A 12,374-nucleotide genomic window follows, 5' to 3' on the forward strand; every position below is an offset into this window, starting at 1 on the left:
CGGGGTGTTGAACTGCTGTTCGTTTCACCCTCTTTCGTCATCCCGGATCAAGTCCGGGATGACGAGGATGATAGGGCTACGTCCGGTCGAACCCCGCCCTCGCCGGCCGCCCAAAACAAAGGGGGCGAAATCGCCCCCTTTGCCTCCCCGGTTTTATTTTACCCTATTCGGTCGGAAAGCCGCGCTTTTCCAGCAACGCCTTCACGTCGGGATCGCGACCGCGGAATGCGCGATACGCTTCGGCGCGATCGGTCTCGTTGCCGGTCATCAGCAAAATGGTACGGAACCGGTCGGCGACGCTGCGATCCCACGGGCCGCCGGCTTCGGTGAAGGCGGCCCAGGTGTCGGCGTCCATCGTTTCGGACCAGAGATAGCTGTAATAGCCCGCCGAATAGGCGTCGGAGCTGAACAAATGGCCGAACTGCGGCAGGCGGTGCCGCATCACAATCTCTTTCGGCATGCCCATTTCGGCCAAGGTCTCGCGTTCGAACTTGTCGACGTCGGTTACCGGCACCTTGCGGTCGTGCAGCTTCATGTCGACGATCGCGCTCGCCAGATATTCGACCGTCTCGAATCCCTGGTTGAACTTGTTCGATGCGAGGATCTTGTCGACCAGCGCCTGCGGCATCGGCGCGCCCGTCTTGTAGTGCGTCGCATATTTCGACAGCACCTCGGGCGTCATCAGCCAATTCTCGTTCACCTGGCTCGGATATTCGACGAAGTCGCGCGGCACGCCGGCAAGCGCCGGATAATGGACCTGCTGCAACAGATAATGGATGCCGTGGCCGAATTCGTGGAATAGCGTCGTCGCATCGTCGAGGCTGATCAGCGTCGGCTCGCCCTTTGCGGCCTCGGTGAAATTATTGTTGTTCGAGGCAAGGACATTGCGCTCGCCGCCCAGCGTCTGCTGGCTGCGATAGGTGGTCATCCACGCGCCCGACCGCTTGCCGTCGCGCGCGAAATTGTCGAGGTAGAACACGCCGACATTTTCGTTCGTCTTGAGGTTATAGACCTCGAAGGTGCGGACCTTGGGGTCGAACACGGGGATCGTTCCCGTATTCTCGCGGAAGCCGAGGTCGTAAAGCTGCCCCGCCGACCAGAACATGCCGTCGACCAGCTTGTCGAGCTGGAGATAGGGCTTCACCTCGCTTTCATCGAGGTCGTATTTTGCCTTGCGGACCTTTTCGGCATAGAAGCGATAGTCCCACGGCTCTATGGTGATTTTCGGACCCTTGCCGGCCTTCGCTTCCTGGTCGGCGATCGCCTGCATGTCGGCGACCTCTTCCTTCACCCGCGCGACCGCCGCCGGCCACACTTTCATCATCAGGCCCATGGCGTTTTCGGGGGTCTTCGCCATCGTATCGGCCATGCGATAATGCGCGTGCGTCGGGAAACCCAGCAGTTCGGCGCGCTGCTGGCGCAGTTTCAATATCTCGGCGATTGTCGCATTTGTGTCATTGGCGTCGCCATTGTCGCCGCGGCTGACGAACGCTTTCCAGACTTTTTCGCGCAAGCTCCGGTTGGTCGCGCCCTGCAGCACCGGCTGCGCCGACGAGCGGGTGTTCTTGATCGCCCACTGGCCCGGCTTGCCATTGGCCTCTGCGGCGGCAGCGAGCGAGGCGACGAAGCTCGGTTCGAGCCCCGCCAGCTCGTTCTTGTCGGTGACGAAAGTGTAAAGCTTTTCGTCGCCAAGCAGCTTCGACGAAAAGGCCGAGAACAGCCCTTCAAGCTTGGCGTTCATATCGACCAGCTTCGCCTTGTCGGCGGGCGACAGGTTCGCGCCGTCGCGGACCATTTCGTCATAGCTGCGCTCGACGATCCGGATCTGCCGCGCGTCGAGCCCGCTCGAATGGCGCTTCTCGTACACGGCCTTGTACCGCGCGAAGAGCTTGGGTTCGAGGAACAGCTCGGTAAAGAAGGTGGTGAGCTTGGGGCTCCACTCGGCGTCGATATCCTCGACGCGGTCGTTCGACTTGTTCGACGTCTGCACGCCCCACAGCGCATAGACGCGCTCCATCGTGTCACCGGCGAGCTGCATCGGGACATGGGTGTTTTCGAACGTCGGCTCGGCGGGATCGTCGATCACCGCCTGCACCTCGGCCTTCACTTCGGCCATGGCCTTGGTAAAGGCGTCGGGGAACAGTTCGGGGTCCATCTTGTCCCAAGGGGGCACCCCTTCATAGGGGCCGGTCCACGGTGCGAGCATCGGGTTTTCGCCTGTGGGGGCGGTGGCGGCACGGGCTTCGGCGGCGGTCGGTTCGGCGGCAATGGCGGTCATCTGGCTATAACCCACCATCATCGCGGTGGATGCAAGCAGGATCGACAAAGGACGGACGAAAGGCTGCGCGGCGCGCGGCATAAGCATATCTCCCCGGAGGATAAGGTTTCGGACGAAACCATGTCGGGGGCCGTCTTAACCGGAGATGACAGGGGGGTGCAAGGTGCCTAGGCGCCAAATTCCCGCTGGATCAGGCCGGGAACGTTGACGTCGAAGGCGAACACGCCGCCCGCGTGCGGCTGCGCCTTGCGCTCCTCGTCGGTCAGATTCTTGCCCGCGCTGGTGACGAAGGCGGTCTGGAGGTCGGGGCCGCCGAACGCGATCATCGTCGGGCGCTGCACCGGCAGCTCGACCGTTTGCAACAGCTCGCCCGTGGGCGACAGGCGCACGATCCGCCAGCCATCCCACAGCGCCGACCAGTAACAGCCCTCGGCATCGACCGCGGCGCCGTCGGGGCGACCATTGCCTTCGGGAAACTGGTGAAAGAGGCGTTTGCCGACGAGCGTGCCGGCGGCGGGATCGACGTCATAGGCGTCGATCCGGTGGGTCGGCGTATCGGCGTGATAGAAGATGCGCCCGTCGGGGCTGAACGCCGCGCCGTTGCTGGTCATCAATCCCCCGAAAATGCGGGTCAGCGATCCGTCGGGGTCGAGCCGGTAAAGCGCCGCGTCGCGGCTGGGCTTGTCGCTCGTCAGGCTGCCGACCCACAGGCGCCCCGCCGCATCGACGCGGCCGTCGTTGAACCGCTGCTCGGGCTTGTCCGCGAGTGCCGCGGGGCCGAAGGGGCGGGGCGTATCGCCCCATTTGTCGATCAACGCGCAACCATTTTCTAGCGCCGCGACTAACCCGCCTCCGGCGCGCGGCGCGATGCAACCGACCTGTTCGTCCAATTCCATGACGTCGTCGGCGCCTATAGCGGGATCGGTGCGGTGGATTTTGCGGCCGTCGATATCGACCCAATAGAGGCGCGATTCGGTGGCATGCCAGACGGGCGATTCGCCGAGCAAGGCGCCGGCGTCGAGGAGCAGTTCGACCATTGCAGGGTCTTAGCGCGGCCGGGCCGTGCTGCCCAGCGACTGCAAACCTATTCGGCAGTAACGAAAGGACGCGGCATCCTGCTTCGCCATCCCGGACTGGATCCGGGGTCCATTCACACTGCGTTGCGCAGATGGATCCCGGATCAACTCCGCGACGGCGAGAAAGCTAAGGCGGCGACCAAAGAGTCTCATGCCGTAGCGTCTTTCCACTTGACGTGGACGTAAACGTAAGGTCTCTTGGCCGGGAAAGACGCGGCCGGCTCCCCCGCTTGGTTCGGCTGCGCTCAGGGAAAGGAACAAGATGTCGCTCGATAGTCTTTCGCGCTCCGCCTACACCGATGATCATGAGGCGTTCCGAGCAACGGTCCGCCAGTTCCTCGAAAAGGAAGTCGCCCCCAATCAGGCGCGATGGGCCGAAGACGGCATCGTGCCGAAGAGCATCTGGCCCAAGGCGGGCGAGTTGGGGATGCTGTGCCCTACGGTGCCCGAAGAATATGGCGGGCTCGGTCTCGACTTCGGCTATAATGCGATCGTCGACGAGGAAAGCGCCTATTACGGCCGCGTCACGACGGGCTTTTCGCTCCAGTCGGATATCGTCACCAACTATATCGTCCGCTACGGCAGCGAAGAGCAGAAGAAGCACTGGCTGCCCAAGATGGTGTCGGGCGAGGTGATCACCGCGATCGCGATGACCGAGCCGGGCACCGGCTCGGACCTTCAGGGGATGCGAACGACGGCGAAGAAGGATGGCAATCATTATGTCATCAACGGGTCGAAAACCTATATCACTAACGGCCAGAACGCCGACCTGATCCTCGTCTGCGTCAAGACCGACACCGAGGTTGAGCCGGCATGGAAAGGCGTGTCGATCGTGCTGGTCGAGGCCGACCGCGAAGGGTTCCAGCGCGGCCGCAATCTCGACAAGATCGGGCAGGACGAGGCCGATACGTCGGAACTCTTCTTTAACGACGTCCGGGTGCCGATCACCAACTGCCTCGGCGAAGAGGGCAAGGGCTTCATCTATCTGATGAGCGAGCTTCCCCAAGAGAGGCTTTCGATCGCGGTCAGCGCGCAGGCATCGGCGCAGCGCGCCTTCGACGACACGGTCGAATATACGCGCGACCGCAAGGCGTTCGGCAAGCCGATCCTCGACTTCCAGAACAGCCGCTTCGTGCTGGCGGACCTCAAGGCGAAGCTGCAGGTCGGCTGGGCGCATCTCGACTGGGCGCTCGCGCGGCATTTGAAGAAGGAACTGACCCCCGAAGAGGGCGCCGCGGCGAAGCTGTGGCATACCGACCTCCAGTGGGAAGTCATGGACAAATGCCTCCAGCTCTTTGGTGGCGCCGGTTATATGAACGAATATCCGATCGCCCGCGCGTGGCGCGCCGCGCGCGTGACCCGCATCTTTGGCGGCACGAACGAAATCATGAAGGAACTGATCGGACGGAAATTATAATCCCCTCGCGCAAGCGGGGAGGGGGATTGATGCAGGAAAGGAATTCTCCCATGGCCACAGCCTATATCGTCGACGCCGTCCGCACTGCTGGCGGCAAGCGCGGCGGCCGCCTAGCGGGCGTCCACCCCGTCGACCTCGGCGCCGCGGTGTTCGACGCGATCGCCGACCGCAACGACTTCGACACGTCGAAGATCGACGACGTCATCACCGGCTGCGTCAGCCAGGGCGGCCAGCAGACGATGGATGTCGGCCGCAACGCGGTGCTCGCCTCGAAACTCCCCGATTCGATTCCCGCCGTCACCATCGACCGCCAGTGCGGCTCGTCGCAACAGGCGATCCAGTTCGCCGCGCAGGCGGTGATGTCGGGGACGCAGGATATCGTGCTCGCGAGCGGCATCGAAAGCATGACGCGCGTGCCTATGGGCAGCGTCGCGACGCTATTCATGAAGGAAGGGCTCGGCCATTATAAGTCCGAACGGCTCGAGGAAAAATATCCCGGTATCATGTTCAGCCAGTTCGCCGGCGCCGAAATGATCGTCAGGAAGCACGGGCTGACCAAGGACGACCTTGATGCCTATGCGCTCGAAAGCCACCGCCGCGGCAAGGCCGCGACGGAAGCCGGCCATTTCAAGCGCGAGATCGTCGGGGTCGAGATCGAGACGCCGGAGGGCCGCCAGATGCACCTCGTCGACGAAGGCATCCGCTTCGACGCGACGCTCGAAGGCATCGCGGGGGTCAAGATTCTGCAGGAAGGCGGCTCGATCACCGCGGCGACCAGCTCGCAAATCTGCGACGGGGCCTCGGCGGCGCTCGTCGTTTCCGAACGGGCGCTGAAGGACCACAATCTTACGCCGCGCGCGCGCATCCACCATATTTCGGTGACGGCGGGCGACCCGGTGATCATGCTCGAAGAGCCGCTGTTCGCGACCGAACGCGCGCTGAAAAAGGCGGGCATGAAGATCGCGGACATCGACGCCTATGAAGTGAACGAGGCATTCGCCCCGGTGCCGCTGGCGTGGCTCAAATATCTTGGCGGCGATCACGCGCGGCTCAACCAGCATGGTGGCGCGATCGCGCTCGGCCACCCGCTCGGCGCTTCGGGAACCAAGCTGATGGCGACTTTGCTCGGCGTGCTCGACGCGACCGGCGGCAAATATGGCCTGCAAACGATGTGCGAAGGTGGCGGCCAAGCCAACGTCACCATCATCGAGCGGCTGTAATTTTTTCTCCCCTCCCGCTTGCGGGAGGGGTCGGAGGAGGGCCTGTATGCTGGCATTCCCCACATGCGCCACCCAAACCCTCCCCTGAAGGGGCGGGCCTTTTTCAGGAGAAACCATGAAACTCGATTCCACCGTATCCGCCGTCGTGACCGGCGGCGCCTCGGGCCTCGGCGCAGCCACCGCGCGCCTGCTTGCGTCGAAGGGCGTCAAGGTCGCGATCTTTGACCTGCAGGAAGAAAAGGGCAAAGTGATCGCCGCAGAACTCGGCGGCGTCTTCTGCGAATGCAACGTGACCGACGACGCCAGCGTCGATGCCGCCTTTGCCAAGGCGCGCGAAGCAATCGGGCAGGAACGCATCCTCGTGAACTGCGCCGGCACCGGCAATGCGATCAAGACCGCGAGCCGCTCGAAGGAAGACGGCAGCATCAAGCATTTCCCGCTCGACGCCTTCAACTGGATCATCCAGATCAACCTCGTCGGCACCTTCCGCTGCATCGCCAAGTCGGCGGCGGGCATGCTGACGCTCGACCCGATGGAAGACGGCGAGCGCGGCGCGATCGTCAACACCGCGTCTGTCGCGGCCGAGGACGGCCAGATCGGTCAGGCGGCCTATTCGGCGTCGAAGGGCGGCGTCGTCGGCATGACGCTCCCCGTCGCGCGCGACCTCGCGTCGGAGAATATCCGCGTCAACACGATCCTGCCCGGCATCTTCGACACCCCGCTGCTCGCCGGCGCGCCGCAGAATGTCCGCGACGCGCTGGGCGCGTCGGTGCTCAACCCGAAGCGCCTCGGCAACCCGCAAGAATATGCCAATCTCGCGCTCTGCATGATCGAGAACGGCTATTTCAACGGCGAGGACGTCCGCCTCGACGGCGGCATCCGCATGGGCCCGCGCTGATATGCCGAAACCGGAAAGCTGGCGGCTCGACGCCGCCAGCTACCCCGTCCACCTGGAATTGCAAACGCGGTTCCAGGACATGGACATCAACGGTCATCTCAACAATGTGGCCTTCGCCGCCTTGTTCGAAAGCGGTCGCGTCCTCCTCAACCGCCACGTTCGTCCGCTCGAGGAGCGCCCCGCGAACGAGCGCACGATGGTTGCTGCGGTCGAGATCAACTATCTGGCCGAGGGCAATTTTCCCGACCCCGTGCAGATCGCGACGGGCATCGGCCGCCTCGGCACCTCAAGCTGGACGATCGTCCAGGCAATGTTCCAGAACGGCCGCTGCATCGCGACCTGCGACACGGTGGTGGTATGCCGCACCGACGGGCAGGCGAAGCCGCTGCGCGCGGCCATGGTGGCGGAACTCGAAGCGAAGCTGGCGAGGGCGGCCTAGAGCTTCTTGTCCGCATCCGGCACCGACCGGATCAGGTCGCGCGCAAAGCCGATCAGCCCGATCTGGCGGCGGCGCTTCAGCCGCTCGGCGCGCAATATCGCCATGACCTCGTCGAAACAGCCCGCGACATGGTCGTTGATCAACACATAGTCATAGCCGTCCCAGTGGCTGATCTCGTTCGCGGCGCGCTCCATCCGCGCGGCGATCACCTCGTCGCTGTCGGTGTTGCGCGAACGGAGCCGCCGCTCGAGTTCCTCCATCGTCGGCGGCAGCACGAACACGCGCACGACGTCGGGGCCCGCTTCCTGATACAGTTGCTGCGCGCCCTGCCAGTCGATGTCGAACAGCACATCCTTGCCCGCCTCGAGCAGCGCATCGACCGGCGCGCGCGGCGTGCCGTAACGGTGCCCGAAGACATGCGCCCATTCGAGAAATTCGCCGTCGGCCGCCATCTTCTTGAAGCTTTCGGTATCGACGAAATGATAATGGACGCCGTCGACTTCACCCGGACGCGGCGGGCGCGTCGTTGCCGAGATCGAGAGGGCGATATCCTTGTCGGCCTCCAGCATCATGCGCGAGATGGTGGTCTTGCCGGCGCCCGAGGGCGAGGAGAGGACGAACAACACGCCGCGGCGGTTCAGGTGGACGCTTTCAACCATGGGCGCTAATTGCGCGAGAGACGGGCGCGGTCAAGCGGGAAGGGGCGACGATGATCCTGGGGGTTTCAAGACGGGGCTGGCTGGTGGCTGCGGGACTGCTCGCGGCCTTCGCCGCGATCCTTTTCGCGATGGGGCGCCCGCCGATATGTCCGTGCGGCACGGTCAGCCTGTGGCATGGCGTGGTACAATCGAACCAGAACAGCCAGCAGGTGTCGGACTGGTACAGTTTCAGTCACATCATCCACGGCTTTATCTTCTTCGGTCTGTCGCGCTGGGTCATCCCGCGTCGGCCCTTGTGGGTCGCGCTCGCGCTCGCGATCGGCATCGAGGCGGCGTGGGAAATTCTCGAAAATTCGCCCGTCATCATCGACCGCTATCGCGAAGTCACGATGGCCTATGGCTATTCCGGAGATTCGATCCTCAATTCGGCGAGCGATGCGCTTTTCATGATAATCGGTTTCTTCGCCGCGAGCCGGATGCGCTGGTGGGCGACGGTGGCGATCGCGATCGCGTTCGAGCTGTTCACGCTCTGGACGATCCGCGACAATCTGACGCTTAACGTCCTGATGCTGGTGTCGCCCATAGAGGCGGTGAAGGAATGGCAGGCAGGCGCCTAGTCTACAGGCCTTTTCGGCCGAATCCCCCGGGCGGTTTGGGCGCCGGCAAGTCGCCGGACGCGGCGCCGGTCCGATTGCGCATATAGCGCGCGAGCGCGGCGTCGGAATCGAAGCTCGCCTCTTCGAGATAGATTTCGACCGGTTTCGGTGGCGCGACGGGTGCCGCTTTTTCCTCAGGTCCGCGCGGCCTGTCGAAGAACATCCGCTTCAACGCCCAGATGAAACAGGCCACGGCTGCGATGAGCAAGACGAGCGCCGACACATGATGGAACAGGCGGGTGCCCGGCTCGCCAGCCAGGTCCCCCGCGCGTTCGAGCGCCTTGCTCAGCGTTCGCAGCCCGAAGCCGAGTGCGAGCAGCATTATGGTGCGAAAGCCGGGCGGGTTGAATGCCATGACCGCCTTTAATAGCCGGCCATGGTGAGAATCGGGTTAATCGCGCGGCACGCCGATCAATGAAGCGCGCCGCTCCGCCCATTCGCATCGACCGGGATGGCGGGAGGCAGCGCGTCGCCGATCGCCTCGCCGTCGGTCGGCACTTTCGCGGTGCCCGCATAGGGATCGACGACGCCCGCATCCGCGAGTTCGGGGTCGAGCGCATGCGCTTCCGTCGTGGCCTTGCGCGCCTCGGCGCGTTCGGCCCATCTCTTGGTGAGATAGGCGCCCGCAATGGTGGCGGCGAGCACGGCGTATCGCTGCGGGAACAGGCGCCGCGCCGCGAACAGCGCGCCTGCGCCGATCACCGCGCCCGCGACGGGATGGTTGCCCTTCTTCCGTCCGATGGCGCTACCGAGGACGCCGCCTACAATGCGACCGATCATCTTCATCTCTCCTTCCCCTCTTCAATTCACAAGGGCGGCTCAGGGTTCCGATCCCAGCATGGTGCGCGGATCGACGACGCGGTCGAAGGTCGCGGCATCGACATAGCCGAGGTCGAGCGCCGCTTCCTTCAGCGTGCTGCCCGTCTCATGCGCGTGTTTGGCGATCTTCGCGGCCTTGTCATAGCCGATTTCGGGCGCAAGCGCGGTGACGAGCATCAGCGAGCGGTTCATCAGCTCGTCGATGCGTGCGCGATTGGGTTCGATCCCGACGACGCAATGCGCGGTGAAGCCCGCCATTCCGATGCTCAGCAGGTCGATCGAGCGCAGTATGTTCGACCCGATCAGCGGCTTGAACACATTGAGTTCGAGGTGTCCCTGCAAGCCGCCGACGGTCACCGCTTGATGGTTGCCGATGACCTGCGCTGCGACCATCGTCAGCATCTCGCACTGCGTCGGATTGACCTTGCCCGGCATGATCGAGCTGCCCGGCTCGTTCGCAGGCAGGTCGAGCTCGCCAAGCCCCGCGCGCGGCCCTGAGCCGAGCAGGCGGATATCGTTCGCGATTTTGGTCAGCGCGACGGCGAGCGTATTGAGCGCGCCCGAGAAGAAGACAAGCCCATCGTTCGACGCCAGCGCCTCGAATTTGTTGGCGGCGGGTGCGAAGGCGATGCCGGTGGCCGTCGACAGCTCGGCTGCGATCGCAGCGTCGAAGCCTGCGGGCGCGTTCAATCCGGTACCCACCGCGGTCCCGCCCTGCGCGAGCTTGCAGATATTATGCGCCAGCGCGCCCTCGATTCGCGCGCGGCTGGCGGAGAGCTGTGCCACATAGCCTGAAAATTCCTGGCCGAGCGTCAGGGGGGTGGCGTCCTGCAAATGGGTGCGGCCGATCTTGACGATGTCGCGCCACGCTTCGGCCTTGGCGGCAAGCGCGTCGGTCAGCTCGATGAGCGACGGGATCAGCCGCGCCGTCGTCTCGACCGCGACCGCGACGTGCAGCGCGGTCGGGAAGCTGTCGTTCGACGACTGGCCCATGTTGACATGGTCGTTCGGGTGGACGGGCGCCTTGCCGCCGCGCGTGCCCGCCAGTTGCTCGTTCGCGATCCCCGCGATCACCTCATTTGCATTCATGTTCGACTGGGTGCCGCTGCCCGTTTGCCAGATCGCGAGCGGGAACTGCTCGTCATATTTGCCCGCGGCAACGGCGTCGGCGGCCGCGGTGATCGCATTGGCCAGTCCCGCATCGAGCCCGTGGTTGCGGTTGACGCGCGCCGCCGCGCCCTTGATCCGCGCGAGCGCGTGGACGACGGGGGTGGGCATTCGCTCGTGCGCGGGGAAAGCGAAATTATGGCGGCTGCGCTCGGTCTGCGCGCCCCAATATGCGTCGGCCGGAACTTCGATATTGCCGATGGAATCGCTTTCAATTCGCGTGCTCATGCTACCAGCATCCTTGTCACCAAAATCGCCCCGGCCCAGATCATCGCGACGAGGCCGAGCAACTGCCAATAGCCGCCCTCGCCGATGCGGCGACGCAGCCATGCGGCGACCAGCCAGACGAGGACCAGCGCCGGTGTCAGTATCAGCAGGCTGAAGCGAAGCAGCCCGTCGGCGATCTGTCCGCGCGCATATTGGCCTTCGAACAAGGCATAGCCCTCGACGCCCCACCAAAAGGCGCCGGTCAGCACGACCATCCCCGCGATTGCCCAAAATTGCCAGAAGCGGCTGGGGGGCCAATTGGCACCCACCGCGCTACCGCTTCTTGCCGAAGTCCACCGTCACGACATTCGAGCCGTCCTCGGACGTAACCTCGGGGCGGTCGTTGTCGGCTTCGTCATGCGGTTCGGGCTGCACCGTCTCGTCGTCGCTGACCTGGAATTGCAGGCCGAAATCGACCGATGGATCGACGAAGGCGGTGATCGAGGCATAAGGGATCGTCAGGATCGACGGCGTCTGGTTGAACGACAGGCCGACGCTGAAATGATCCTCCTCGACCTTCAGGTCCCAAAAGCGGTTTTGCAGTACGATCGTCATTTCGTCGGGAAATTTGGCGATCAGGTGCGCGGGAATATCGACCCCGGCCGCCTGCGTCTTGAAAGTGATATAGAAATGATGCTCGCCGGGCAGGCTGTCATAGCCTTCGACCTGGCTCAGCACACGGCCGACCACGGCGCGCAGCGCGTCCTGCACGATTTCGTCGTAGGGAATCAGGCTGTCGCGTACATCGTCACTCATGGGCCGACGGGATGAACGCGCGCCGCACGCCGGTCAAGGGGGAGAGCGGCCTTGCAACGCGAAAAGTCGCTGCTATGGGGCATTTCATGCGAACCGCCACTGTCCAGCGCACGACCAAGGAAACGGATATCGCGATCACCGTCAATCTCGACGGGACGGGCGATTATTCGGTGTCCACCGGCATCGGCTTCCTCGACCATATGGTCGAACAATTGTCGCGCCACTCGCTGATCGACATTTCGATGGCGGTGAAGGGCGATCTGCACATCGACCAGCATCACACGGTCGAGGATTCGGCGCTCGCGCTCGGCGAAGCGGTGGCGAAGGCGCTCGGCGACAAGCGGGGCATCGCGCGTTACGGCGAGGCGCATGCGCCGATGGACGAGACGTTGACGCGCTGCGTGCTCGACATTTCGGGGCGCCCGCACTGCGTCTATAAGTCCAGCTTCTCGCAGCCGCGGCTCGGCGAGATGGACACCGAGATGTTCCCACACTGGTTTCACAGCTTCGCGCAGACTGCGGGCATCACGCTGCACATCGAGATGCTCTATGGCGAGAACAACCACCATATCGCCGAAAGCATGTACAAGGCGCTCGCGCGCGCGTTGCGCCAGGCGGTCGAGATCGACCCCCGCAAGGGCGACGCGATTCCCTCCACCAAGGGGGTTCTATGAGCTCTCCCCTCCCGCAAGCGGGAGGGGCAGCGCTAGCCAGCAAGCTGG

At 64.0% G+C, this 12,374-nt stretch carries 14 protein-coding genes; 6 read left to right on the forward strand and 8 right to left on the reverse strand.

Features of this window, described 5'->3' with window-relative positions; all coding sequences use genetic code 11:
* Positions 1-163 precede the first annotated feature (163 nt).
* The gene (locus HDC35_RS12500; protein WP_184647199.1) at positions 164-2,359 is read right to left on the reverse strand and encodes a M3 family metallopeptidase; all 2,196 of its coding nucleotides are present in this window, start codon (positions 2,357-2,359) and stop codon (positions 164-166) included.
* Between the two features lie 86 nt (positions 2,360-2,445).
* On the reverse strand, positions 2,446-3,315 hold the full coding sequence (locus tag HDC35_RS12505) for an SMP-30/gluconolactonase/LRE family protein (protein WP_184647201.1): 870 nt from the start codon (positions 3,313-3,315) through the stop codon (positions 2,446-2,448).
* 301 nt (positions 3,316-3,616) lie between these two features.
* Between HDC35_RS12505 and HDC35_RS12510 the strand changes: the two genes are divergently transcribed.
* From HDC35_RS12510 to HDC35_RS12525, 4 genes are all read left to right on the forward strand, one after another.
* Positions 3,617-4,771, forward strand: a complete 1,155-nt coding sequence (locus HDC35_RS12510; protein ID WP_184647203.1) for an acyl-CoA dehydrogenase family protein — start codon at positions 3,617-3,619, stop codon at positions 4,769-4,771.
* A gap of 50 nt (positions 4,772-4,821) precedes the next feature.
* Complete coding sequence (locus HDC35_RS12515) at positions 4,822-5,991, forward strand: acetyl-CoA C-acetyltransferase (protein ID WP_184647205.1); 1,170 nt, start codon at positions 4,822-4,824, stop codon at positions 5,989-5,991.
* A gap of 115 nt (positions 5,992-6,106) precedes the next feature.
* Complete coding sequence (locus tag HDC35_RS12520; RefSeq protein WP_184647207.1) at positions 6,107-6,889, forward strand: SDR family NAD(P)-dependent oxidoreductase; 783 nt, start codon at positions 6,107-6,109, stop codon at positions 6,887-6,889.
* Position 6,890: 1 nt separating this feature from the next.
* The gene (locus HDC35_RS12525; protein WP_184647209.1) at positions 6,891-7,328 is read left to right on the forward strand and encodes a thioesterase family protein; all 438 of its coding nucleotides are present in this window, start codon (positions 6,891-6,893) and stop codon (positions 7,326-7,328) included.
* Here HDC35_RS12525 and gmk read toward each other — a convergent pair.
* A complete protein-coding gene (gene gmk, locus HDC35_RS12530) occupies positions 7,325-7,987 on the reverse strand; it encodes a guanylate kinase (RefSeq protein ID WP_184647211.1) in 663 nt (220 codons plus the stop codon). The genes HDC35_RS12525 and gmk overlap by 4 nt on opposite strands.
* 50 nt (positions 7,988-8,037) lie before the next feature.
* Here gmk and HDC35_RS12535 point away from each other — a divergent pair, with 50 nt between their 5' ends.
* On the forward strand, positions 8,038-8,604 hold the full coding sequence (locus HDC35_RS12535; protein ID WP_184647213.1) for a DUF2585 domain-containing protein: 567 nt from the start codon (positions 8,038-8,040) through the stop codon (positions 8,602-8,604).
* Between the two features lies 1 nt (position 8,605).
* Here the strand turns inward: HDC35_RS12535 and HDC35_RS12540 are convergent, their stop codons facing one another.
* From HDC35_RS12540 to HDC35_RS12560, 5 genes are read right to left on the reverse strand one after another with little or no spacing between them, the layout of a single operon-like run.
* A complete protein-coding gene (locus tag HDC35_RS12540) occupies positions 8,606-8,998 on the reverse strand; it encodes a hypothetical protein (protein ID WP_184647215.1) in 393 nt (130 codons plus the stop codon).
* 56 nt (positions 8,999-9,054) lie between these two features.
* The gene (locus HDC35_RS12545) at positions 9,055-9,423 is read right to left on the reverse strand and encodes a hypothetical protein (RefSeq protein WP_260397699.1); all 369 of its coding nucleotides are present in this window, start codon (positions 9,421-9,423) and stop codon (positions 9,055-9,057) included.
* A gap of 39 nt (positions 9,424-9,462) precedes the next feature.
* The gene (gene fumC / locus HDC35_RS12550; RefSeq protein WP_184647219.1) at positions 9,463-10,857 is read right to left on the reverse strand and encodes a class II fumarate hydratase; all 1,395 of its coding nucleotides are present in this window, start codon (positions 10,855-10,857) and stop codon (positions 9,463-9,465) included.
* Entirely contained in the window at positions 10,854-11,165 is a 312-nt protein-coding gene (locus HDC35_RS12555; RefSeq protein ID WP_184647221.1) for a hypothetical protein, read from the reverse strand. The genes fumC and HDC35_RS12555 overlap by 4 nt, the downstream gene beginning before the upstream one ends.
* 4 nt (positions 11,166-11,169) lie before the next feature.
* Positions 11,170-11,652, reverse strand: coding sequence for an SspB family protein (locus HDC35_RS12560; RefSeq protein WP_184647223.1), 483 nt, complete (start codon positions 11,650-11,652; stop codon positions 11,170-11,172).
* An 86-nt stretch (positions 11,653-11,738) separates the two neighbouring features.
* Between HDC35_RS12560 and hisB the strand changes: the two genes are divergently transcribed.
* Positions 11,739-12,326, forward strand: coding sequence for an imidazoleglycerol-phosphate dehydratase HisB (gene hisB, locus HDC35_RS12565; protein ID WP_184647225.1), 588 nt, complete (start codon positions 11,739-11,741; stop codon positions 12,324-12,326).
* Positions 12,327-12,374: the final 48 nt, after the last annotated feature.

Origin of the sequence: Sphingopyxis sp. JAI128 (assembly GCF_014207235.1) — a bacterium.
In the GTDB taxonomy this organism is placed as follows: Bacteria; Pseudomonadota; Alphaproteobacteria; order Sphingomonadales; family Sphingomonadaceae; genus Sphingopyxis.